The 23,570-nt window shown below is 68.5% G+C and carries 23 protein-coding genes; 10 read left to right on the plus strand and 13 right to left on the minus strand.

The window, feature by feature from the left end:
- Positions 1-13: 13 nt before the first annotated feature.
- A complete protein-coding gene (putA, locus tag ACEYYA_RS11610; RefSeq protein ID WP_374800783.1) occupies positions 14-3,448 on the minus strand; it encodes a bifunctional proline dehydrogenase/L-glutamate gamma-semialdehyde dehydrogenase PutA in 3,435 nt (1,144 codons plus the stop codon).
- Between the two features lie 81 nt (positions 3,449-3,529).
- Here putA and ACEYYA_RS11615 point away from each other — a divergent pair, with 81 nt between their 5' ends.
- The gene (locus tag ACEYYA_RS11615) at positions 3,530-4,042 is read left to right on the plus strand and encodes an Lrp/AsnC family transcriptional regulator (protein WP_374800923.1); all 513 of its coding nucleotides are present in this window, start codon (positions 3,530-3,532) and stop codon (positions 4,040-4,042) included.
- 4 nt (positions 4,043-4,046) lie between these two features.
- Here the strand turns inward: ACEYYA_RS11615 and ACEYYA_RS11620 are convergent, their stop codons facing one another.
- Together ACEYYA_RS11620 and accD are read right to left on the minus strand one after the other, a co-directional pair.
- Positions 4,047-5,318: a bifunctional folylpolyglutamate synthase/dihydrofolate synthase gene (locus tag ACEYYA_RS11620; protein ID WP_374800785.1), complete on the minus strand. Its 1,272-nt coding sequence runs from the start codon at positions 5,316-5,318 to the stop codon at positions 4,047-4,049.
- 65 nt (positions 5,319-5,383) lie between these two features.
- Positions 5,384-6,322: an acetyl-CoA carboxylase, carboxyltransferase subunit beta gene (accD, locus tag ACEYYA_RS11625; RefSeq protein ID WP_374800787.1), complete on the minus strand. Its 939-nt coding sequence runs from the start codon at positions 6,320-6,322 to the stop codon at positions 5,384-5,386.
- A gap of 88 nt (positions 6,323-6,410) precedes the next feature.
- Between accD and cls the strand changes: the two genes are divergently transcribed.
- The 5 genes from cls (at position 6,411) to ACEYYA_RS11650 (ending at position 10,493) form a co-directional block, all read left to right on the plus strand.
- Positions 6,411-7,838, plus strand: a complete 1,428-nt coding sequence (gene cls / locus ACEYYA_RS11630) for a cardiolipin synthase (RefSeq protein ID WP_374800789.1) — start codon at positions 6,411-6,413, stop codon at positions 7,836-7,838.
- A gap of 124 nt (positions 7,839-7,962) precedes the next feature.
- Complete coding sequence (locus ACEYYA_RS11635; protein ID WP_374800791.1) at positions 7,963-8,751, plus strand: DUF6478 family protein; 789 nt, start codon at positions 7,963-7,965, stop codon at positions 8,749-8,751.
- A gap of 12 nt (positions 8,752-8,763) precedes the next feature.
- Entirely contained in the window at positions 8,764-9,132 is a 369-nt protein-coding gene (locus tag ACEYYA_RS11640; RefSeq protein ID WP_374800793.1) for a hypothetical protein, read from the plus strand.
- An 87-nt stretch (positions 9,133-9,219) separates the two neighbouring features.
- Positions 9,220-10,179 (plus strand): acetyl-CoA carboxylase carboxyltransferase subunit alpha, encoded by a 960-nt coding sequence (locus tag ACEYYA_RS11645; RefSeq protein WP_374800795.1) that lies wholly within the window; start codon positions 9,220-9,222, stop codon positions 10,177-10,179.
- A complete protein-coding gene (locus ACEYYA_RS11650) occupies positions 10,176-10,493 on the plus strand; it encodes a DMT family transporter (protein WP_374800797.1) in 318 nt (105 codons plus the stop codon). The genes ACEYYA_RS11645 and ACEYYA_RS11650 overlap by 4 nt, the downstream gene beginning before the upstream one ends.
- On the opposite strand, the gene ACEYYA_RS11655 is transcribed toward ACEYYA_RS11650, so the two are convergent.
- Complete coding sequence (locus ACEYYA_RS11655; RefSeq protein WP_374800799.1) at positions 10,490-10,990, minus strand: hypothetical protein; 501 nt, start codon at positions 10,988-10,990, stop codon at positions 10,490-10,492. The two genes, ACEYYA_RS11650 and ACEYYA_RS11655, sit on opposite strands and share 4 nt — an antisense overlap.
- Before the next feature lie 399 nt (positions 10,991-11,389).
- Between ACEYYA_RS11655 and ACEYYA_RS11660 the strand changes: the two genes are divergently transcribed.
- Entirely contained in the window at positions 11,390-11,611 is a 222-nt protein-coding gene (locus ACEYYA_RS11660; protein ID WP_374800801.1) for a hypothetical protein, read from the plus strand.
- Here ACEYYA_RS11660 and ACEYYA_RS11665 read toward each other — a convergent pair whose 3' ends face one another.
- From ACEYYA_RS11665 to ACEYYA_RS11680, 4 genes are read right to left on the minus strand one after another with little or no spacing between them, the layout of a single operon-like run.
- Positions 11,612-12,214, minus strand: coding sequence for a pyridoxamine 5'-phosphate oxidase family protein (locus tag ACEYYA_RS11665; protein WP_374800803.1), 603 nt, complete (start codon positions 12,212-12,214; stop codon positions 11,612-11,614).
- The gene (locus ACEYYA_RS11670) at positions 12,211-12,981 is read right to left on the minus strand and encodes a lysophospholipid acyltransferase family protein (protein ID WP_374800805.1); all 771 of its coding nucleotides are present in this window, start codon (positions 12,979-12,981) and stop codon (positions 12,211-12,213) included. The genes ACEYYA_RS11665 and ACEYYA_RS11670 overlap by 4 nt, the downstream gene beginning before the upstream one ends.
- On the minus strand, positions 12,981-13,907 hold the full coding sequence (locus ACEYYA_RS11675; RefSeq protein WP_374800807.1) for a cell division protein FtsX: 927 nt from the start codon (positions 13,905-13,907) through the stop codon (positions 12,981-12,983). Before ACEYYA_RS11675 ends, ACEYYA_RS11670 begins: the two co-directional genes overlap by 1 nt.
- A complete protein-coding gene (locus ACEYYA_RS11680) occupies positions 13,907-14,584 on the minus strand; it encodes a cell division ATP-binding protein FtsE (RefSeq protein ID WP_374800809.1) in 678 nt (225 codons plus the stop codon). The genes ACEYYA_RS11675 and ACEYYA_RS11680 overlap by 1 nt, the downstream gene beginning before the upstream one ends.
- Before the next feature lie 157 nt (positions 14,585-14,741).
- On the opposite strand from ACEYYA_RS11680, the gene ACEYYA_RS11685 reads away from it, so the two are divergent.
- Positions 14,742-15,761 (plus strand): zinc-ribbon domain-containing protein, encoded by a 1,020-nt coding sequence (locus tag ACEYYA_RS11685; RefSeq protein ID WP_374800811.1) that lies wholly within the window; start codon positions 14,742-14,744, stop codon positions 15,759-15,761.
- A 9-nt stretch (positions 15,762-15,770) separates the two neighbouring features.
- Here ACEYYA_RS11685 and ACEYYA_RS11690 read toward each other — a convergent pair whose 3' ends face one another.
- From ACEYYA_RS11690 to argH, 5 genes are all read right to left on the minus strand, one after another.
- On the minus strand, positions 15,771-18,245 hold the full coding sequence (locus ACEYYA_RS11690) for a DUF4175 domain-containing protein (protein WP_374800813.1): 2,475 nt from the start codon (positions 18,243-18,245) through the stop codon (positions 15,771-15,773).
- Positions 18,236-19,501, minus strand: coding sequence for a diaminopimelate decarboxylase (gene lysA, locus ACEYYA_RS11695; protein WP_374800815.1), 1,266 nt, complete (start codon positions 19,499-19,501; stop codon positions 18,236-18,238). The genes ACEYYA_RS11690 and lysA overlap by 10 nt, the downstream gene beginning before the upstream one ends.
- Positions 19,502-19,504: 3 nt before the next feature.
- Positions 19,505-19,762 carry a DUF2834 domain-containing protein gene (locus ACEYYA_RS11700; protein ID WP_374800817.1) on the minus strand — a complete coding sequence of 86 codons (258 nt, stop codon included), beginning with the start codon at positions 19,760-19,762 and terminating at the stop codon, positions 19,505-19,507.
- Between the two features lie 55 nt (positions 19,763-19,817).
- Complete coding sequence (locus ACEYYA_RS11705) at positions 19,818-19,991, minus strand: lipoprotein (protein ID WP_374800819.1); 174 nt, start codon at positions 19,989-19,991, stop codon at positions 19,818-19,820.
- A 96-nt stretch (positions 19,992-20,087) separates the two neighbouring features.
- Positions 20,088-21,476 carry an argininosuccinate lyase gene (gene argH / locus ACEYYA_RS11710; RefSeq protein ID WP_374800821.1) on the minus strand — a complete coding sequence of 463 codons (1,389 nt, stop codon included), beginning with the start codon at positions 21,474-21,476 and terminating at the stop codon, positions 20,088-20,090.
- A gap of 145 nt (positions 21,477-21,621) precedes the next feature.
- Between argH and ACEYYA_RS11715 the strand changes: the two genes are divergently transcribed.
- Positions 21,622-22,164, plus strand: a complete 543-nt coding sequence (locus ACEYYA_RS11715) for a TlpA family protein disulfide reductase (RefSeq protein WP_374800823.1) — start codon at positions 21,622-21,624, stop codon at positions 22,162-22,164.
- A 94-nt stretch (positions 22,165-22,258) separates the two neighbouring features.
- Entirely contained in the window at positions 22,259-23,089 is an 831-nt protein-coding gene (locus ACEYYA_RS11720; RefSeq protein WP_374800825.1) for an EAL domain-containing protein, read from the plus strand.
- Positions 23,090-23,570 lie beyond the last annotated feature (481 nt).

Below are 23,570 nucleotides of genomic sequence, written 5' to 3' on the forward strand. Positions count from 1 at the left end.
CTGTAACCGGTGCTTAACGCGCCGGTCCCATCGCCTCACCCGCCAGCAGCGCGGCATTGCCGCCCGATGCCGTGGTGTCGATGCACATATGGCGTTCCAGCGCGACATGGGCGCGGTCCGGGCGGCTGGTGATCAGCGGCAGGATCGCGCCGGGCCGCGCGGCCAAGGCCTGACCATAGGCGCGCGCCCGCTCGGCACTGCCCCACCAGATCACGCCGCCCAGATGATCCAGCGTGGTCAGCGCCTCGGGCGCGACGTCGCCGCGCGCGGCCACGGCCACCCCACCCAGCGCATGAACCGCCTGCGCCTGCGCATCTGCCGCCGCGCGCCCCGGACCCAGGCACAGGATCGCCGGGCGCGGATGCAGGGTCAGGCGGTTCGTCTCGCCCGTCGGGCCGGGCAGGTTGTGGCGCGCCAGTTCGTCCTGCGTCGGGCGGCTCGGGTCCAGCCGTTTGCGCAGGGCCTCGGCGGTCTCGGGCGCATCGAACCGCCCGCTAGCCACCCCTGCCGCGCCGCGCGTGAAGCGGCGCAGATAATCCGGGCCACCCGCCTTGGGACCGGTGCCCGACAGCCCTTCGCCGCCAAAGGGCTGGCTGCCCACCACCGCGCCGATCTGGTTGCGGTTCACATAGCGGTTGCCCGCCCGCACCGCGCCCGCCACCGTATCGATGCGGCTGGCGATGCGCGAATGCAGACCGAACGTCAGCCCATAGCCGGTGGCGTTGATCGCCCGGACCACCGCGTCCAGCCCATCGGCGGGGAAGGTCGCCAGATGCAGGACCGGGCCGAAGATCTCGCGCCCCAGATCGTCGATGCTGTCAACGGCGATCACCGCGGGGCCGACGAAATGGCCCTGATCGGGCGCGGCAAGCTGTTTCATGAGCCGCCCCTCGGCGCGGGCCTGGGCGATGTGATCGCGGATGGTCGCGGCGGCCTCGGCGTCGATCACCGGGCCGATGTCATGGTCGATCGCCGCCGGGTCGCCCAGCCGCAACTGATCCATCGCGCCGAACAGCATCTCGGTCACATGCGGGGCAATGTCGTCTTGCAGATACAGGCAGCGCAGCGCCGAACAGCGTTGCCCCGCCGACTGGAAGGCACTGGCGATGATGTCGCGCACCGCCTGTTCGGGCAGCGCGGTGGAATCGACGACCATCGCGTTCAGCCCGCCGGTTTCCGCGATCAGCGGCGCGTCGGGGGCCAGGTGGTCGGCCATCGCGCGCCGGATCGTCTGGGCGGTGTCGGTGCCGCCGGTAAAGGCCACGCCGTCGATGCGCGGATCCGCGGTCAGCGCCGCGCCGACCGTGGCACCATCACCCGGCAGCAGTTGCAGCGCGGCCTGCGGCACGCCCGCGCGATGCAGCAGGCTGACCGCCAGATGCGCGATCAGCGGGGTCTGTTCGGCGGGCTTGGCGATCACCCCGTTGCCGGTCGCCAGCGCCCCGGCAATCTGGCCGGTAAAGATCGCCAGCGGAAAGTTCCAGGGGCTGATGCAGGCAAAGATGCCACGCGCCGGGCCCGGATGGCCCGCCGCCTCGTCCGCGTAGTAACGCAGGAAATCAACGGCTTCGCGCAGTTCCGCAATGGCATCGGCCCAGGTCTTGCCCGCTTCGCGCGCCAGCAGCGCAAAGATGTGGGGGGCCTCGGATTCATAGAGATCCGCCGCCCGGCGCAGCGTCTCGGCCCGGGTCGAGACCGGCGCGCCCCAGCGTTGCGCCGCGGTCAACGCGGCCTGCACCTGGGCCTCCGTCGCCGCATGGACCTGCCCCACCACAGCGCCGCTCGCGGGGTTCAGCACCGGCTGGGCGGGGCCATCCGCCTCAGGCTGCGCAATGATCGGCGCGGCGACCTCATCACGGGTCATGAAGGGCGCGCGCGCCGCCACTAGCCCGGCCAGCACCACCGGATCGGCAATGTCCCAGCCCCGGCTGTTTTCCCGCGCCGGCGCGAAAATCGCCGGGCCTTTCGGCAGCGCCGGATTGTCGACCTGGGCCAGCCCCTCCAGCGCCGTCAGCGGACAGGCTGCGACGACCGAGGGCGGCACGTTCTCATCGACGATCTGGTTGACGAAGGATGAATTGGCGCCGTTCTCCAACAGCCTGCGCACCAGATAGGCCAGCAATTCCCGATGCGCGCCAACCGGGGCATAGATCCGCGTCCGGTGGCCGTAATCGGCGCGGATGATGTCATGCAGCCGCTCGCCCATGCCATGCAGGCGCTGGAACTCGAACGGGCGGCCATCGGCCATGTCGATCACCGCGGCGACGGTATGGGCGTTGTGGGTGGCGAATTGCGGATAGATGCGGTCGGTGCGCCCCAGCAGGCGGCGGGCCAGCGCGATATAGCTGGCGTCGCTGCCGATCTTGCGGGTGAAAACCGGGAAATCGGGCAGGCCAAGCACCTGCGCGCGCTTGATTTCGGCATCCCAATAGGCGCCTTTGACCAACCGGATCATGATCGTGCGATCCAGCCGGTTGGCCAGATCATACAGCCAGTCGATGACCGGCCCGGCGCGGCGGCCATAGGCCTGCACGACGACGCCGAAGCCCTCCCACCCGGCCAGTTCGGGATCGGCCAGCACCGCCTCGATCACCCGAAGGGAAAGCGTCAGACGATAGCTTTCCTCGGCATCGACGGTCAGCGCCATGTCGGCGCGCGCGGCCTGGCGGGCCAGATCGCTCAGCACCGGCACCAGCTCGGCCATCACCCGGTCGTCCTGCGCGGTTTCATAGCGCGGATGCAGCGCCGACAGCTTGACCGAGATGCCGGGATTGGCGCGCACCTGGCCCGGCTTGCAGGCCGTGGCGATGGCGGCGATCGCGCGGCGATAGGCCTCGGCATAGCGGCTGGCGTCAAGCGCGGTCATCGCGGCCTCGCCCAGCATGTCATAGGAATAGGTCACCAGCGGGTCGTCGCTGGCGCGGCCCATGGCATCCTGGATGGTCTCGCCCAGCACGAACTGACGGCCCATTTCGCGCATCGCGCGCGTGACGGCGGCGCGGATGACCGGCTGGCCCAGACGCCGCACCGCGCCCCGGATCAGGCCGCTGTCGCGTCGGTCCAGCACACCGCCGGTCAGCATCAGCCCGCGGGTCGACAGGTTCACCAGGGTGGACCGCGACTTGCCGCGATGGCTGGCCCAGTCCGAGGGCGCGATCTTGTCCTCGATCAGCGCGTCGGATGTTTCGGCGTCGGGCACCCGCAGCAGCGCCTCGGCCAGCGACATCAGAGCCAGCCCCTCATCGGTGGACAGGCCGTATTCGGCCAGGAACACCTCCATCAGGCCGGGATCGATTTCGGCGCGGATGCGCGCGACCAGCACCGCGCCCGCCGCCGAAATGCGGTTGCGGGCGGCGGCGTCCAAAGCCGCCTCGGCCAGTAGGGCGTGCAGCAGCGGGGCTTCGGGTTGCAGGGTCAGGCGGTCGATGGCGTCCAGGGTCAGGGTCATGGGTGATCCGATGCGTCAGATTGACTTTGCCCCCAGGATAGCCGCTTGCTGAAGGACGTTATGACCAATGATCGGCGGATGATGGGCGATTCGACTGATTTCACGCCGCAGGACAGCGCGAATGCGTCGCCGGATCTGGACCGGTTCGACCGCGCGATTCTGACGATCCTGGCGGCCGAGGCGCGGATCAGCATGACCGATCTGGCGGCAAGGGTCGGGCTGTCGAAAACCCCGGTGCAGGCGCGGGTGCGCAGGCTGGAGCGCGCGGGCGTCATCGCCGGTTATCGCGCGATCCTGTCGGCGCGGCGGCTGGGGCTGGCGCATGTGGCCTTTGTGCAGATCCGGCTGTCAGACACGCGCGAGGCCGCGTTGCAAGCCTTCAACCGCGCCGTTCGGGCGATCCCCGAGATCGAGGAATGCCACATGATTGCCGGTGGCTTTGACTATCTGCTGAAGGTGCGGACCGAGGACATCGCCGCCTATCGACAGGTGATGGCCGAACGCCTTTCCAGCCTGCCGCATGTCGCCGCGACATCGACCTTCGTGGCGATGGAGACGGTCAAGGATGCCGGGCCGGTGACGCCGATCGGCTGACCCGTCAACCGTTCTCGCGCAGCACCTGCCCCGCCAGATACAGCGATCCGCAGATCAGGATGCGCCCCTCGCCATGCCGGGCGCGAATGGCGCGGATCGCGTCGATCACGCTGGCGGCGGTGTCGGTGGGGATGCCGACCGATCGGGCGGCGGCCGCCGTGGCGTCGGCGGGCAGGGTGTTCACCTCATCCGGGATCGAGACGGCGGTCAGGCTGGCGGCCTGCCCGGACAGCGGGCGCATGTAACCCGCGACATCCTTGGTGTTCAGCATCCCGCAGATCAGATGCGTCGGGCGCGCGGGCATCGCGGCCAGCGTCGCGGCGATCGCCTGACCACCTGCCGGGTTATGGCCGCCATCCAGCCACAATTCGCTGCCCGCCGCCGCATCGACCAGCGGGCCGTGGCGCAGGCGCTGCATCCGGGCGGGCCATTCGGCGCGGGTCACGGCGGCCTCGGCAGCATCGGCGCCAAAGCCCAGGACGCGCAGCGCGGCAATCGCGGCCCCGGCATTGTCGATCTGATGGGGACCGCGCAGCACCGGCAGCGGCAGGTCCAGCAGGCCCGTTTCATCCTCGAAGATCAGCCGCCCGGCCTCGGCCCGCGCGTGCCAGTGCTGGCCCGCGACATGCAGCGGCGCGCCCAGGCGGGCGGCGCGATCCTCGATCACCGCCAGCGCGGCATCGGCCTGCGGGCCGACCACGCAGGGCACGCCGCGCTTGATGATCCCGGCTTTTTCACCGGCGATCTGGGCCAGCGTGTCGCCCAGATATTGCGTATGGTCGATGCTGACCGGGGTGATGATGGTCAGCGTCGGGGCGTCGATCACATTGGTCGCATCCAGCCGCCCGCCCAGGCCGACCTCAAGCAAGGTGTAATCCGCCGGCGTGCGGGCAAAGGCCAGCAGCGCGGCGGCGGTGGTGATTTCAAAGAAGGTGATCGGCGTCGGCCCATTGGCGGCCTCGACCTGATCCAGCAGTGCGGCCAGATCCGCCTCGGGGATGATCTGCCCGGCCAGCCGGATGCGTTCGTGAAACCGCGCCAGATGCGGCGAGGTATAGGCATGGACGCGCTTGCCCGCCTTTTCCAGCCCGGCGCGGATCATCGCCTGGGTGCTGCCCTTGCCATTGGTGCCCGCGACATGGATCACCGGCGGCAGGGCGCGCTCGGGATGGTCAAGTCCGGCAAGGATGCGGTGCATCCGGTCCAGCGTCAGGTCGATGATCTTGGGATGCAGGCCCATCAGCCGCGACAGGATCACGTCAGAACGGTCGGTCATCGTGGCCTCCTATGTCCGGGGCGCTGCCCCCGGCCCCCCGGGATATATGAACCAAGAAGAAAGGATCAGGCCGGTTTGTCGGTGACAGTCTTCGGCGCGGCGGGCTTTTGCACCTCGGCGGGTTTCGGCGCGGGCAGATCGGCGGCCACGGCGGGGGTCTGCTTCATCAGCATCCGCAGGATCGTCACCAGTTCGTCGCGCAAATGCTTGCGATGCGTCACCCGGTCCAGCATCCCGTGTTCCAGCAGGTATTCGGCGCGCTGGAACCCCTCGGGCAGCTTTTCGCGGATCGTCTGTTCGATGACGCGCGGCCCGGCAAAGCAGATGAGTGCATTGGGTTCCGCAATCTGCACATCGCCCAGCATCGCATAGCTGGCGGTGACGCCGCCGGTGGTCGGATGGGTCAGCACGACGATATAGGGCAGGCCCGCGTCGCGCAGCATGTTCACCGCGACCGTGGTGCGCGGCATCTGCATCAGCGACAGGATGCCCTCCTGCATCCGCGCGCCACCGGCGGCGGAAAACAGCACCAACGGGCGCTTCAGCTTGATGGCGCGTTCGGCGGCGGCGATGATGGCGTTGCCGACATACATGCCCATCGATCCGCCCATGAAGCTGAAATCCTGGGCAGCGGCGACGATCGGGGTGCGGCCGATGTCACCCTCGGCAACCAGCATCGCCTCTTTCTCGCCGGTGGATTTCTGCGCGGCCTTCATCCGGTCGGGATACTTCTTCTGATCGCGGAATTGCAGCGGATCGGTGATCGGATCGGGCACCTTCACCTCTTTGAACACACCCGCGTCGAACAGCGCGGTAAAGCGCGCGCGCGGCGTGATCGCCAGATGGTGATCGCAACTGGTGCAGACGTTCAGATTGTCGTCCAGTTCGCGGTGGAACAGCATGGTCCCGCATTCGGGGCACTTGGTCCACAGGTTCTCGGGCACTTCGCGGCGCGAGAACAGCGAATTGATCTTCGGACGGACATAGTTCGAGATCCAGTTCATCGGCGGGCCTTTCGCGGTTCGGTTGACGCTGAGATAAGGCGGCAGGGCGCAAAAGGCAATCTGGCCTGACCCGAGACAACCGGTTAGCATGCCCGCCATGGTCGCCACGCTGTTCGTGCTTTTGGTCTATGCCGCGCAACTGGGCGTGGTGGTGCGGGTGCTGTTGCGCCCGCAACTGGGGCCGGTCGCGCGGCTGGCCTGGGTGCTGATGGTCGCCGCCATACCGCTGGTCGGGATGATCGTCTATCTGCTGTTCGGAGAGGTGCGCCTGCGCCGCGCCAAGGCGCAGAAGATGGCCGATGTGCGCAAGGTGCTGTTCGACATGCTGACCGAACACCCCGGCGTCGGCCCGGTGCGGCAAAGCCATCCGGCCTTTGCGGCGGGGCGCGCGACCAGCGGTTTTCGTCCGCTGCCCGGCAATCGGGCTTTGATTCTGGATGAACACCTGGCGATGGAGGATGTGATCGACGCCATCGACGAGGCGCGCGATCATGTGCATGTCCTGTTCTATATCTGGCTGCCCGATGGCACCGGCACGCGCTTTGCCATGGCGCTGATGGCGGCGGCGCGGCGCGGCGTGACCTGCCGGGTGCTGGTCGACGATCTGGGTTCGCGCGCGCTGATCGGATCGGCGCTGTGGGCGGACATGGCGGCGGCGGGGGTGCGGCTGGCCCGCGCCTTTCCGGTGGGCAATCCGCTGGTCGCCGCCGTGCTGTCGCGCATCGACCTGCGCAATCACCGCAAGATCGTGGTGGTCGACAATGCCGTGACCTGGATCGGCAGCCGCAACTGCGCCGATCCGGCGTTCCGCCCGAAACAGGCCTTCGGCCCCTGGGTCGATGTGCAGCTGCGCGTCGAAGGCCCGGTGGTGCGCCAGCATCAGGCGGTGTTTCTGCAAGACTGGATGATGTATGCCGACGAGGATGTCGGCGCCCTGCTGGACGTGGTGCCGCCCCTTCCCGGCGCGCGGCAGGTGGCGCAGGTTATCGCCTCGGGGCCGGATCAGAGCCAGGCCTGCCTGTCGACCTCGATGGCGGCGATGATGTATGGCGCGCAGCGGCGGCTGACGATCACGACGCCCTATTATGTGCCGAACGTGTCGCTGCACACCGCGATCTGCGCGGCGGCGCTGCGCGGGGTGGATACAACGCTGATCGTGCCGGCGCGCAACGACAGCCTGTTTGTCGCCGCCGCCGCCGAAAGCCTTTTTGGCGAACTGGCCGATTGCGGGGTGCGGCTGATGGCCTATGAACAGGGGCTGATCCACGCCAAGATCATGACCGTCGACGGACGGCTGGCAATGGTCGGGTCGGCCAATCTGGATCAGCGCAGCTTCGATCTGAACTATGAAAACAACATCCTGTTCGATGCCCCCGACCTGACGGCGGCGCTGGACGAACGGCAGGCCCTGTATATGTCACGCTCGCGGCTGCTGACGCCCAGCGACATTGCCGGCTGGTCCTGGCTGCGCCGGATCCGCAACAATCTGTTCGCCCTGGCAGGTCCGCTTTTGTGATCTGCGCCTTGCCCCAGGGCGCGCCTGCCATTACCAAGAGCCGCGCCCCAAACCCGGATCCGCCCATGCGCCCTGCCGCCTGCCTGACCTGCGCCCGACCCGCCCCCCAATCGGGGGACGGCCGATGACGGTGGGCGAAAGCGGCCTGTTCGCGCGGCTGATCCGCGACCGCCTCCAACGCCGCTGGCACGAGGCCAGCGAGCGCGTGGACGATCTGCCAATGGCCAGCCTGCGCCGCGCCAATTCCGACGCGCGGCGGTTGCGGCAATTGCTGGACCGGTTCATGTCGGCCGCGCAGCCCCGGCTTCTGGCCTCATATGCTGATCCAGTGGTGGCCGATCTGCCGCTTGGCACCGATGCCGTCTGGCGCCCGGCGCCCTGGCGCGGGCCGCTCAGCCCCAGCGGGCGCGTCGCCGCCGATAACGCGGCGGTGCTGTGTGACGGCGTGTCGCTGCATCATGACTGCCCGCTGCAGGAGCTGATCCTGCGCCAGGTGCCGGTGCTGCGCGCCGACGGTCAGGCGCCCTATGCGGTGCGGATCGAAACCCTGGGCTTTGCCGGCAGCTTCCTGTCGCTGGCCATCCAGCTTGCGCCCGAGCTGATTGAGGGCCTGCGCCGCGACCATCTGATGCGGCTGATGCTGTCGGTGCAGACCGAACGCCCGATGCAGATCTATGCGCGGCTGAACATACGTCACGGCCCGAATGTGGAACAGGTGCTGCGCGCCCTGCCCGGCCCCAACCCGGCCCGCCCCGGCCATCCCGTGCTGGCCGAATTCGACCTGTCCGAGTGCGAGATCAACGAGAAGCGCGTGGAATCGGGCTGGCTGGACCTGATCCTGGAACGGCCCCAGATGAATGCCGTGCATCTGTCCGATCTTGTCATGATGCGCTTTCCGCGCGCCGATCTGTAAGGGGAACCCGCGATGTCCAGAACCGCACGGCTTGACCGGGGCCAGTTCCGCGCAGGCCAATGGGTCGGCACCTTTGTCGGGCCGGACCAGCCGCAGGTGGCGGTGACGCTGAACGGCGCGCCGCTGGACGGGCTGGCGGTCGATGTCGCCGCTCAGGGCGATGACCGCTGGCAGGTCAGCTTTCCGGTCCCGGCCCAGGCGCTGACCGATGGCGTGCAAAGTTTCGTGATCGCCGATGCCGCCTCGGGTGATCGGCTGGCGGTGGCCACGATCCTGACCGGCATCCCGGTCGATGATGATCTGCGCGCAGAAATCGCCCTGTTGCGGGCCGAGCTGGAGCTGGTCAAGCGCAGCCTGCGGCGGCTGGCCAGCGACGGCTGAGCGGGCTGTCTTGACCCATGGTCAACCGCGCCGCGTTGCATTTCGCCCCAGCCCCCGCCATATAGGCGGCAACCGCAGGAGGCCCCGATGACCTATCTGGATTTTGAGAAACCGCTTGCCGACATCGAGGGCAAAGCCGAGGAACTGCGCGCCATGGCCCGTCAGGGCGAAGGCGTCGATCTGGGGCGCGAGGCCGACGCGCTGGACAAAAAGGCCGCCGCGATGCTGCGCGATCTTTACAAGGATCTGTCGCCGTGGCGCAAATGCCAGGTCGCGCGCCACCCCGACCGCCCGCATTGCCGCGCCTATATCGATGCGCTGTTCACCGATTACACGCCCTTGGCGGGTGACCGCACCTTTGGTGATGACCATGCGGTGATGGGCGGTCTGGCGCGGTTCAACGACGCGCCCTGCGTGGTCATCGGCCATGAAAAGGGCAACGACACCAAATCGCGCATCCACCACAACTTCGGCATGGCCCGCCCCGAGGGTTACCGCAAGGCGATCCGGCTGATGGACATGGCGCATCGCTTCGGCCTGCCGGTCATCACCCTGATCGACACGCCCGGCGCCTATCCCGGCAAGGGCGCCGAGGAACGCGGCCAGTCCGAGGCCATCGCCCGGTCGACCCAGAAATGCCTCGACATCGGCGTGCCGATGGTCGCCGTCATCATCGGTGAGGGCGGATCGGGTGGCGCGGTCGCCTTTGCCACCGCCAACCGCATCGCCATGCTGGAACATTCGATCTATTCGGTCATCAGCCCCGAGGGCTGCGCGTCGATCCTTTGGAAGGACGCCGAAAAGATGCGCGAGGCCGCCGAAGCGTTGCGACTGACCGCGCAGGATCTGCTGAAGCTGGGCGTCGTCGACCGCATCATCAAGGAACCCGCGGGCGGCGCCCAACGCGCCCCCGCCGAGGCGATCACCGCCGTCGGCAAGGACATCGCCGCGATGCTGGCCGAGATGAAAAAGATGAAGCCCGCCGATCTGATCCGCGACCGGCGCGAAAAGTTCCTGTCGATGGGCAGCAAGGGTCTGGCGGCGTGAACCCCTGGCTTTTGCTGTTTTTGGCCGGGCTGGCCGAAATCGGCTGGGCGACCGGCATGAAATACACCCACGGCTTTACCCGGCTTGGGCCGACGGCGGTGACGCTGGTGTTGATGGTGATCAGCTTCCTGTTGCTGGCACAGGCGATCAAGGTGCTGCCGCTGGGAACCGCCTATGCGATCTGGACGGGCATCGGCGCGCTTGGCGTGGCGGCGCTTGGCATCCTGATCTTTGGCGAAAGCGCCAGCCCGGTGCGGCTGGCCGGGATCGCGCTGATCGTCACCGGCATCGTCGTGCTGAAGGCGGGCAGCTAAAGCAGGAACATCAGCTTGGCCAGCAGCACGATGGCGCTGACAAGCGCAAGCGCCAGCAGATGCAGCCCGTCGAACCGGTCGCTGCGGAAATCGCTGGGCTGCCCCTCGACCCGGATCAGGTGACGCAGCGCCTGCCCCAGGCTGCGCCGGGCGGGCAGAAAGATGAAGGGCGCGGTCACAAAGATCGCCAGCATCATCAGCGCCAGCCCGGCCTTGATGCTCAGCAGGACGCCAAAGCGGCTGCCCCACAGACCGGCCCATCCACCCGCCGCCGTCAGATGATGCGCGAACATCACCCCGCCAGTGATGAACAGCGGCAGCACGAACAGCGGATAGACGCGGCGGATGCGACGGAACAGGTGGAACTCGACCTGTTGAAAGACGTCGGGTGGCAGCTTGCGACGCAGCGGCGCGACGGCCAGAACCTCGGTCACGACGGCGCCTGCAAAGACGATGGCGCAGAACAGATGGATGATGACCAGCCAGGAATAGTCCATGGCGCGCCCCTTGTTGATGCTTTTTATCGGGATTACGCGCGCGGGTCGCGTCGCGCCATGCGACCTTCCGCCCTGTTGCCGAAGCGCCGCGCCACTGTTGCCGATCCGCACCAGCCACCCTAAAGGTCGCGGCGACCGGGGAATTTCCCCTTTTCCGGGCGGGCCGCCCCATGGCTGACTGCCGCCACAGCAACCCACCCCAGCGAAGGAGGGGACAGATGAACCATGTTACCCTCGTCAACACGCGCTGCGGTGTCGGCCTGAACGCGCGATACCATCGCGGATAAGGCCCCGGCGTCTGACGCCCGCACATTCCCCAAGCTGAGCTGACCTGCCACCGGCGGGCTACCCCATTCCCTTTGCAGAAGGCCGGTCGCGCAACCCGTGACCGGAGGCATCATGATCCTGACCAATCCGGCGCCGCAAGGCGCGGCCTTGCGTGACGATTTCAACCTGCTGATCGCCCGTTACGGGCGGATGCGCGTGATCTGGGCGGCGCTTGCGTTGCTGTGGCCACGGCGCAGGACGGTCAGCACCAGCACCCTGTCCGACCGGCTACGGCGCGACATCGGCCTGCCCCCGCAGGCCGGAGGGCCGCCGCGCCACTGGGATCTGCGCTGATCACCACAGCGACTGGCGGGCGCGCGCCGGCCAGTCGCGGTCATAGGCTGCCCAGTCGCCGGTGGCGATCTCGGCCATGATCTGGCCGATGCTGGGCAGGCCATCCGGCGCCGGTCGCCCGGCCCAGGTACCGGCGCGCATCAGCGCGCGGGCGCATTGGATCATGACCTGGGTGATCGTCACTTCGATCACGCTGCGCGGCAGCTTGCCGTTGCGGGCAAAGCCGTCCCGCAGCGCCTGATCGGCGCTGATCCGCGCGGTGCCGTTGACCCGCACCACATTGTCCGATCCCGGAACCATGAACATCAGCGCCACCCGGTTGTCGTGCAGGATGTTGCGCAGGCTGTCGATGCGGTTGTTGCCATGCCAGTCGGGCAGCAGCAGCCGTTCGGGCGACAGGATCGCCACCACCGGCCCGTCATCGCCGCGCGGGCTGGCATCCGGCCCGTTCGGCCCGATGGTCGTCAGCACGCACAACGGCGAGGCCGCGATCCAGCGCGCATAGCCGGGCGTCAGCCGCGGCACGACCTTTTGCATCGCCGCACCCACCGGCGTGCCATAAAGCGCGGCCAGATCATCGGGGTCAGTGATCCAGCCGGTCACGCGCCAAACCCCGCTTCGGCCATCAGCGCATCAGATCGCGCCTCGACCATGGTTTCCAGTTGCGCCAGCATCTCCTCCGGCGGCAGGCCGGGTTCGATCGCGGGAAGGAACTCGACCACGGCGTGACCCGACCGGATCGGCATCCCCTTCTTGTTCCAGAACAGGCCGACATTGGTGGCCGCAGGCACGCAGGGCAGATCCAGCGCCTGATAAAGGCCGGCGATCCCGTATTTGTATTTCCGCTTTTCACCGGGGCGGGTGCGAGTGCCCTCGGGGTAGACGATCAACTGACCCAGACCGCGCGCCTGATGCGCGGCCTTGGCCTCGGACAGCATCAGCCCCATCGCCTCATGCCCGCGCGACCGGTCGATGGGGATGCAGCCCGCCTTCATCGCGAACCAGCCCATGATCGGCACATGCAGAACCTGCTTTTTCATGATGAAGCAGCGCCGCGGCACGTTCCGGGCGATGATCAGGATGTCGAAGAAACTTTGGTGCTTGGCCCCGATCAGGCAGTTACCAGTGGGGGCGGTGCCGCGCAGCTCATAGGACAGGCCCATATACCAGCGCGCGGCATCCAGCAGGTGCTGGGACCAGACGTCACAGGTGCGATGCGCCCCCAGATAGCCATCCCTGCGTGAGATATAGGCGCCCCAGATGCCGATCAGCACTGTCGCCAGCGCGATATGCACATACCAGGCCGCCGTGCGGATATAGGTGAACGGCGTCACCCGGCCCGGTCGGTTCCCCGGTCTGTCCATCGCCATCAACGCACCTCGTTCAGCATGTGCAGCGCCGCGCGGCGGGTCGCGGCGAACCCCACGGCGGCGGCGACCAGCGGGATCACCAGCGGCCACAGCCAGCCCCAGCCCTGAAAGCCAAGGCCTGTCAGGAATGTGCCCGCGCTGTCCATATTCGGCAAGAGCGCAATGGCGATCATCCCCACCGCCGTGCCCGCCAGCGCCCCGCCCAGGGCGCGCCGGGTAAAGCGGCGCACGAACGCGGTGGCGATGGTGATGTCGCGCGCGCCGACCAGCCGCAGCACCCGGATCACCTGGCCATTCGCGGCCAGCGCCGCCTGCGCCGCCAGCGTGATGACCCCGGCCGAAGTCGCCGCGATCAGCCCCAGCGACAGAAGCCCCAGCCAGCGCAGCCGCCCCGCCGCGCTGACCAAGGGGCGACGCCAGCGGGTGTGATCGTCCAGCACCGCGCCGGGGGCCTCGGCGGTCAGGCGCAGCTTCAGCCCCTCGGGGTCGAAACCGCTGCTATCCTCGACCACCTCGATCAGCGCCGGGATCGGCAGCGCGTCGACCGGCACATCGGGGCCGAACCAGGGGGCCAGCAGGCCCTGCATCTCGGATTGGTCGAGGGCGCGGAAACTGGCAATGCCGGGGGTGGTCTGCAAGACGTTCAGCGTCGCCTGCACCTGCGCGGGCAGTTGATCCGCCGCCGCCGAGACGCGGATGGTGACGCTGCGCGCCAGCGAATCCGACCAGCGATCGGCCATCCGCCCGGCGGCCATCGACAGTGCCAGCGCGAACACCGCCAGAAACGCCATCGCCGCCGAGGTCAGCGCCGTCAGCCGCGCCGCATGGCCGCTGGGCGGCACCACCCGGTCGGTGCCCGACTGATCCGCCCCGATCAGCGATTGCAACAGCCCGCGAAGGTCCAGATTGCGCCGTGCCGGGTTCATCACAGATCCGCCCCCGCCAGTTGCAACTGCTTGCCCGAGATCCGCAGCACCCGCGCCGCGACCTGCTGTTTCGCGGCCCGGATCAGGTTCAGATCATGCGTGGCGATCAGCACCGCCTTGCCGGATTTGTTCAATTCGATCAACAGCGTCAGCAGGCGCATCGACATGTCCCAATCCAGGTTTCCGGTCGGCTCGTCCGCCAGGATCAGGTCCGGCGACAGGATCACCGCCCGCGCCAGCGCGGCGCGCTGCCGCTCGCCCCCAGACAGTTGCGGCGGATAGGCCTGCGCCAGCGGCGTCAGCCCGACCCAAGCCATCAGGTCATGCAGCGCGTCCGGGTCGATGGCCTGGCCCGACAGCATCAGCGGCAGGGTAATGTTCTCGGCCACCGTCAGATGGTCAAGAAATTGGCAATCCTGATGCACCACGCCGACGCGGCGGCGCAGCAGGGCGATCTGGTCACGGGTCAGGCTGGCGGCCTCATGCCCGAACAGGGTCATGCGGCCAGCGGTCGGCAGCAGTTCCGCATAGGCCAGCTTCAGAAAGGTGGTCTTGCCCGCGCCCGACGGCCCGGTCAGGAAATGGAACGTCCCCGGCATCAGATGCAGCGACATGCCGGCCAGCAGGTCGCCGCGACCCTGGCCATAGCTATAGGCGACATCCTGCATTTCGATCACGGGGCGGACCTCCGGGCTGGCACAGGGGCGAAAGGGGGCGGGGTTGACGCTTCCCACCCGGTCCCGCGCTTGCTACACCATCGCCAGGACGAAGGCCAGAAAGGGCGCGCGGATCGGCCTGACGAAAGCGTCAGATCCGGCGCCGCGAAAGGATGCGATGCGGCTGACCTGCCCCAACTGCGGCGCGCAATATGCGTTGGCCGATGGCGTGATCCCGCCCGAGGGCCGCGACGTCGAATGTTCGGCCTGCAACCACATCTGGTTCCAGCGTGGGGCCGGTGCCCTCGCGGTTCAGCCGGTGCGCCAGCCTGCGCCGCAACCCGCAACTCAGCCCGCAACTCAGCCCGCGCCGCAACCTGCGCAGCGCCCCGTTCCGCCGCGCCCCGCCCCCGGCATCGACTTTGCCGCCTTCGAGGATGAGGCCCCCCCGGCGCCGCGCCTGCCCGATTTTCCGCCCTTCGACACCGACGACGCCCCCGCGCCTCTGCCGCCGCCGCGCCGCTCGCTGAACGACAGCCTGCTGGCCGTCCTGCGCGAGGAAGCCGAGCGCGAAGCCAAAGCCCGCCGGGCAGAGGCGCAACGGTTTGAATATCAACCCGATCTGGGCCTGCCCGAGCCTGCACCGCAGGCGCAGGCCGCGCCACCCGCGCCGCCCGCCACCCGCCCGGATGCCGGGGATACAGCGCAGCCTGACCGCGACGCATCGCCGGACGCCGCGCCTTTGCCGCAGGAACCGGCAGACCAACCTGCCACACCCGCACCCGTCGAAGGCACATCCGCCAAGGCCGCGCCGACCCCTTCGGCAGCGCCCACCCCCGCGCGTGAGGCCCCCCCGGCGCCCAGCTTTCCGACTGGCGCGACTCTGGCCCGCCCCGCTTTGCCCGACCCCGAGGCGATCGGCGCGACGCTGACCACCACCCGTCCCGTCGATCCGCCCCGCCTGCCCGAGCCGCAGCCGCAAGCCGCGCCGCAGCCCGCAGCCGCCCCCCCGCGCCCCGGCCATGGCTTTGCCTGGGGCCTGCTGACGGCGTTGCTGATTTTGGCACTGGCAGTGTCACTTTATGCCTTGGCCCCGCGCCTTGCGGCGGCCTTCCCCGATCTGGCGCCGCATCTGGCGGTCTGGGTGGCTTGGGTTGACAGTCTGCGCGCGGGTCTGGCCGGGCTGGTGGGCCGTTAGCGCCGCGCCTTACGGGAAATTGTCCAGAAGCCTGCGCAGATAGCCGCGTTCCTCGGGCGGGCGGGTCTGTTCACCGGCGCGGCGGCGGATCTCGTCCATCAATTGCCGCGCGCGGCCGGGGCCGATCTCGTCGGGCAGCAGCGCATCGGGCGTGGTGATCGGCCCGCCCTGACCGATGGCACGCCCCAAAGGGTCACGCGCCTGGCCCTGTTGATCGGGGCTGCCCTGCTGGTCGGCGGGCATCCGCTCACCCGGTGCAGGACGCGCGGCCAGCGCCTCGCCCAATTGCCGCATCCCGTCGCGCAGCGACTGGATCGCCTCGGCCTGCCGGTCGATGGCCCCGCCCGGATCGCCGCCGCGCAGCGCCTGTTCGGCTTCGTCCATTGCGCGGCCCGCATCCTCCAGCGCCTGCCGCGCGCCGTCCCCCGCCGCCGTGCCGCGACCGGGCAGCATTCCCTGACTGCGGCCCAATTCGCGGCGCAGATCGCGCTGACGGTCGGCCAGATCACCGGGATCGGCGCGGTCCGACCCGTCGTCGGGTGGCTGGCCATAGGGGCGGTAGCTGTCCTGAAGGCTGCGGAACGCCTGATCCGCAAGATCCTGCTGACGGCGCAAGGTCTGGCCCAGATCCTGCATCGAGCCGGGCGCGCCATCGCCCTGCGCCGGATCGCCGCCCTGCCCGTTCTGGGTCACACGCAGGTTTTGCATCATGCGGTTGAACTGATCCAGCAGCGCCTGCGCCTCGGCCATCTTGCCCTCGTTCATCAGGCGCTGGATCTCGTCCATCATCTGCTGGATCTGGTCGCCGGTGATCGGCTGGCTTTGCGGTTGGCGGGCAAAGCGTTCGGCGGGGTCGGTCTCATCCCGCTCGGCCAGCATCCGGGTATAATCCTGGGTCGCCTGGCGCAGCTCCTGCATCAGGCGCTGGATTTCGTCGGGGCTGGCGCCCTGGCGGATCGCCTCGGACAGGCGTTCCTGGGCGCGCTGCATCCGGTCCAGCGCATCCGACAGGCCGCCATCCTCAAGCGTCACCGCCGCGTCCCACAGGATGCCCGCGACCTGATCGCGGGTGTCGGCGGTCAGGTCGGGGGCCTCGGCCTCGATCCGGCGGATCACGCTGCGCAGCAGCAGATAGACGGCCTGATCGGTCAGAAAGCCCTCGGGGTGATGGGTGATGGCGCGCAGGATCTGGGCCACGCGGGGGGCATTGGCGCGCGACCACAACAGGTCGCGGCGCTGTTCGATCAGCGCAGCGGCCAGAGGATCAAAGAACCGCCGCCCCGGCAGGATCAGGTGGAGGGCCGCGGATTGGCCGGTCTGGTCCAGGCCGTCGCGCACCGTGGCCTGCATCACCACGGGCAGGTTGGCAAAGGCATGTTCGGCGGCGTCGCCGGTCAGGCTGCCGGTGAAATCCTGCCGCGACCGGGCGGCGGGCAGCGGCAGGTCCAGCACCAGCGGATCGCGCGGTTCGGGGTCGATGGCCAGGCCAAAGCGGCGGTCGATGGCCGCCAGATCAAGGGCAATCGTCACCTGCCCGCCGACCACCGCGTGATCATCGCCCGCCGCAAAGGGCTGGGCCAGCCGCCCATCGGCCCGCCGCTCTGCCGGATCGCCAAGCGCGACATGGGGCGGCTGATCGGGGGTCACCGTCACATTCAGCACCTGCCCGTCCACCCGCACCAGACCCGAGCGATCCGCCGTGAAGGTCACCTGCCCCGGTTCAGGCGTCTGGCTGTCCTCGGCCAGCGTCTGATCCAGCGCGACCGCGCCGGGTTCGCCATACAGGCGGAAGGCCAGCTTGCTGCCCTGAGGCAGGGTCAGATCGGCGCTGTCCAGCCGGTTCAGATAGATCGTGGGCTTGCCGGTATGGGCCGGCGGGGTCGCCCACCCCTCCCAATTCCGGGCGGTCTGGGCGGGGGCGGGGCGCGGCGCGGTCAGGGTCTGGCGGGTCAGGTCGATCAGCCGCGCGGGCTGACCAAAGACCAGCGCCATGGCCAGCGCCAGCAGCGCGACCAGCCGCAGCGCAAAGGGATCGCGCGGCGCCAGATCAGGGCGCGGGCGCAAAGGCCGGGCCTGGGCTGCCTGCGCCGCCAGCCGCTGCCGATGCGCCGCCCACAGCGCGTCCCCCACGGTGCCGCCCGACAGAACCGGGCTGTCGCGCAGACCGGCCAGCGGGCGGCCCGGCAGGCTGGCATCCAGCCGCGCCTCGGCCTGTGTCAGCGGGATCGGGCGCAGACGGGCCAGCCCCCAGATCGCGGCCATTGTGATGCAAGCCAGCACGACCCAACGCGCCCAGCCGGGCAGCCGCGCATCCACGCCAAAGGCCAACGCCGCCGCGATCAGCGCGATCAGCGCCGCCAAGGGCCAGAAGGCGCGCGCGATCTGGTCGAGCCACAGCGCCCGCCGCGTCGCGCGGATGGCACCGATGGGCCAGCCGCCGGGGGCGGGGTCAGGTGTCAGATCGGTCGCGGGGCCTAGAGCCATTCCGGGATGCTATCGCGGGCCAGCATCTCGTCATAGCTGGGGCGGGCGCGGATCACGGCGAACTGATCGCCGCTGACCAGCACTTCGGGGATCAGCGGGCGGCTGTTGTATTCGCTGGCCATCACCGCGCCGTAGGCCCCGGCAGAGCGAAAGGCGACCAGCGCGCCCTCATCCACCGGGGGCATGGGACGCGCCTTGGCGAATGTGTCGCCGGTTTCGCAGACCGGGCCGACCACATCGACGGGCTGAAGCTGCGTGGCGGGGGCGGGTTCGATCACCGGCACGATGTCGTGATGCGCGCCATACATCGCCGGACGCGCCAGATCGTTCATCGCCGCATCGACGATCAGGAAGTCGCGGTCCTCGCCCTGTTTCAGGAACAGGACCGAGGTGACCAGCAGCCCGGCATTGCCGGAAATCAGGCGGCCCGGCTCGATCTCGACCTCGACATCCAGATCGGCAAAGACATCGCGGATGACCTGGCCATATTCCAGCGGCAAGGGCGGCGCGAGGTTCGAGCGTTCATAGGGAATGCCCAGGCCTCCGCCCAGATCGACGCGCCGGATCGCATGGCCCTGCGCGCGCAGATCTCGGGTCAGATCGGCCACCTTTTCAAAGGCTTGGCGAAACGGCTCAAGGTCGGTCAACTGGCTGCCGATATGCACATCGACGCCCACCACCTCGATCCCCGGCAGGGTGGCGGCCTCGGCATAGACCTGCGGGGCACGCGCAATCGGGATGCCGAACTTGTTTTCCTTTTTGCCGGTGGCGATCTTTTCATGGGTCTTGGCATCGACATCGGGGTTGACGCGCAGCGCGATCGGGGCGCGCAGGCCCATCTGATGCGCGATCGCCGACAGGGCGCGCAGTTCGTTCTCGGATTCCACGTTGAACTGCCGGATGCCGCCGGACAGGGCCAGCCGCATCTCATCCGCGGTCTTGCCGACGCCGGAAAAGACGATGCGGTCGCCGGGCACGCCGGCGGCGCGGGCGCGGCGGTATTCCCCGCCCGAGACCACATCCATGCCCGCACCCAGATCGCCCAGCAGCTTCAGCACCGCAAGGTTCGACAGCGACTTGATCGCAAAGCAGACAAGGTGGTCCATGCCTGCCAAGGCCTCTTGGAACAGGCGGAAATGCCGGATCAGGGTGGCGGCGGAATAGACGTAAAAGGGCGTGCCGACGGCCGCCGCGATCTCGGGGATCGCCACGTCCTCGGCGTGAAGAATACCGTCGCGATACAGAAAATGATCCATGCCCTAACCCCAATCGACCTTCGCCAGCCGCAGATACAGATACAGCGGCAAACCGCAACCCAGACCAAGGACAGCCGCCACCGGCAGCGCGATCAGCGCCCACCAGTTGCGCCGCACCGCAGTTTCCGACAAGGCCCAGACCGCCAGCGCCACCAGCCCGACCAGCGCCCCACCCGTCAGCGGCGGATGCAGTCCACCCCAGAGACCGATGAGGCCGCCAAGGATCGCCAGTGCCAGATAGGTCAGCCGCAACGGTGACATGAACGCCCTTTCCCTTGCGCCTTCGTAACGGCGCGCGGGGCCGGTGAAAAGCCGCTTAAAGCCCGATCACCACCCCGGTCGAGGCCTCACCCGAGACGGTGACGGCGGGGCCGGGCACCGGCGCGGGGGCCGGATAGGGCTGAACCGCGCCCGCAGGCGGGATCGGCGGGCCATCGACGCCGCAAGCGGCAAGGGCCAGCGTCAGGGCGATCAGGGCGATGCGGGTCATGGCGGCATTCCTTTTGTGCGGTTATCGCGCCGGCGGGATGGTTCAGCAAGACATGTGCGGCGGGCAAACGGGGGGCGCTGCCCCCGTCGCGGCCTGTCAGGCCAGCGCCGCCCGCCAGCGCACGATCTGCGCGCGGACCTGATCGGGGGCCGTCCCGCCATAGCTGGTGCGTGACGCGACCGAGTTATGCACGCCCAGCACCGAATAGATCGCCTGGGTGATCCTGGGGTGAACCGCCTGCATCTCATCCAGGGTCAGGTCGGGCAGATCGACGCCGCGCGCCTCGGCGCGGGCGACCAGGGTGCCGGTGACGTGATGCGCCTCGCGGAAGGGGATGCCGGCCTCGCGCACCAGCCAGTCGGCCAGGTCGGTTGCGGTGGAAAAGCCAGACGAGGCCGCCGCTTCCAGCTTGTCGCGGTTGACGGTCAGGTCGGACAGCATCCCCTGCATCGCCGCCAGCGACAGCATCAGGTTGTCGGCGGCGTCAAAGACCTGTACCTTGTCTTCCTGCATGTCCTTGGAATAGGCCAGCGGCAGGCCCTTCATCACCACGAACAGCGCCACCGCCGCGCCCAGGATCCGGCCAATCTTGGCGCGGATCAGCTCGGCCGCGTCGGGGTTGCGCTTTTGCGGCATGATCGACGATCCGGTGGACCATTTGTCCGATAGCGCGACAAAGCGGAATTGCGCGCTGGACCAGATCACCAGTTCTTCGGCCAGGCGCGACAGATGGGTGGCGCAGATCGCGGCGCAGGACAGGAACTCCAGCGCGAAGTCGCGGTCGCTGACGGCATCCAGGCTGTTGGCCATCGGGCGGTCGAAATCCAGCGCCTTGGCCGTCATCTGGCGGTCGATGGCAAAGCCGGTGCCGGCCAGCGCGGCCGCCCCCAGAGGGCTTTCGTTCATCCGCCGACGCGCGTCCTGAAAGCGCGACAGGTCACGGGCGAACATCTCGACATAGGCCATCATGTGATGGCCCCAGGTCACCGGCTGGGCGGTTTGCAGATGGGTAAAGCCGGGCATCACCCAATCGGCCCCCGCCTCGGCCTGATCCAGCGCCGCGCGCATCAGGGCGCGCAGCCCGGCGATGGCTGCATCGGCCTGATCACGGACCCACAGCCGGAAATCGGTCGCCACCTGATCGTTGCGCGACCGGGCGGTGTGCAGTCGGCCCCCGGCCTCGCCGATGATCGCGGTCAGGCGGGATTCCACATTCATGTGGATGTCCTCCAGCCGGGTCGAAAAAGCAAAATCGCCCGCCTCGATCTCGGCCAGCACCTGCGCCAGACCGGCGTCGATAGCCTTGGCGTCGGCTTCGGTCAGGATGCCCTGCGCCGCCAGCATCGCGGCATGGGCGCGCGATCCGCGGATATCCTGGGCATAGAGGCGCTTGTCGAAACCGATCGAGGCATTGATCGCCTCCATGATCGCGTCCGGCCCGGCGGCAAAGCGGCCGCCCCACATGCTGTTCGAAGATCCGCCCATGACTGGCCCCCTTTGCTGTTGCCCCGGCATACACGCGCGCCCGCAGCGGTGCAAACATCGCCTGACAAAGGGGTGAGCGCGGCCTGCGACGGGTTCCCGGCGACCGCCCGCCGGGCTAGGGTCGGGCGAAACAACCGAGGTTGCCATGCGCCTGATCCCCCTGACCCTTGCCCTGCTCACCGCACTGGCCGCCCCTGTGTCGGCCCAAGAGGCCCCCGAGACCCTGCTGGTGGGCGAAATGAAGCGCTTTGCCTTTGCCGCCGACCGCCCGCTGGCCCCGGTCGATACCGCCGTGGCCACCGCCGATGGTGGCAGCGTCCGGCTGGCCGATTTCAAGGGCAAGCCGATCCTGCTGAACTTCTGGGCGACCTGGTGCGCGCCCTGCCGGGCCGAGATGCCCTCGCTGGATCGGTTGCAGGCCGAACTGGGCGATGAGATCAAGGTCTTCACCCTGGCCACCGGTCGCAACGCCCCCGAGGCGGTGACGCGGTTCTTTGACGAAACCGGGGTCACGCATCTGCCGAAATATCTGGATCCGCGACAGGATATCGCGCGCGCGATGGGGGTGTTCGGCCTGCCCGTCACCGTGCTGCTCGACGCCGAGGGGCATGAGGTGGGGCGGCTGATCGGCGACGCCGAATGGGACACGCCCGAGGCCATCGCGCTGATCCGGCGTGCCGCGCGCTAGGGTCTGCGGCATTCGCATCAAATGCCCGGTATCGATTTACGGTGCGTAAGGAATTGCGCGCCATAATCCCCCTGAACGGATAGGGGGAATCGGCATGGACCGACGCGATCAGGATACCGACGGCGGCTTTTCCAGCCCGCTGGACTTTGCGATTTCGCAGCGCGAACGCGAAACCATGGCAGCCGTGCGCCGGGCCTTGCAACGCGGCGATGCGGTGCTGGCCTATCAGCCGGTGGTGCGCCGCGACCGCACCGACCGGCCCGCCTTTTACGAAGGGTTGATCCGCATTCTGGATGAAACCGGCCGGATCATCCCGCTGCGCGACTTCATGGAACGGGCGGAGACCACCGAGCTGGGGCGGCAGATCGATTGTCTGGCGCTGCATCTGGGGCTGAAGGCGCTGTCCGAAGATCCCGGCCTGCGGCTGTCAATCAACATGTCGGCCCGGTCCATCGGCTATCCGGCATGGTTGCAGACGCTGGATCGCGGCCTCGGGCGTGACGACCGGCTGGCCGAACGGCTGATTCTGGAAATCACCGAAAGCTCGGCGATGGGGCTGCCCGATCTGGTCGCGGCCTTCATGCGCGACCTGCAACTGCGCGGCGTATCCTTTGCGCTGGATGATTTCGGCGCGGGCTACACCTCGTTCCGCTATCTGCGCGATTTCCAGTTCGACATGATCAAGATCGACGGCCAGTTCATCCGCGACATCGGCCAGCATCCCGACAACCAGGTGCTGACCCGCGCGCTGATGTCGATTGCCCATCATTTCGACATGTTCACCGTCGCGGAATCGGTGGAAACCGCCGAGGATGCGGCGTTTCTGATCGAGCTGGGGATGGACTGCATGCAGGGCTATTACTTCGGCGCGCCGACCATCACCCCGCCCTGGAAGTCGCCGCAGGCGGCGGCAAAGCGGGCTTAGGAAAAGGCAGCGTCGCGTGCGGCGGGGCGCGGCGCGCTTTGCCTTGCAAGTGATCTGGGCGTGAACCACCAGACGCGCCGGGGCGACGGGATATTGGATGGCCGGGGAACGAGGGCGCAGCGCGGCCAACGCGCTTGGGCATGTTGCGCCCGATGTCCATCGCATGTGCCCATCGACATACGCCCCGCGCAGTTGGGCAGAGTCGCGGGTGTTTCGGCGGCCATTCGGTCGTCAGCGTGCGCCCCGCTCCGTGGGGCAGAGTCGTCGGCGGTGATCGCGGTCGTGCGGTCCGCCGTGCGTCCCGCGCGCGATGGGCAAAGGGCGATGGCGGTGTACAAGCACGACCGTCGGTCGCGTGCGCCCCACGCACGATGCGGCAGAGGGGTTTCATCGACCCGCGCAAGACGCGGCAGGTGGTGCGCCCCGCGCGCGATGGGGCTGAGGTGATACGGCTGGGCCGCCCCCTCGCGGCTGCCCGTGC

Origin of the sequence: Paracoccus zhouxuedongae (genome assembly GCF_041927815.1) — a bacterium.
Taxonomy (GTDB): domain Bacteria; phylum Pseudomonadota; class Alphaproteobacteria; order Rhodobacterales; family Rhodobacteraceae; genus Paracoccus.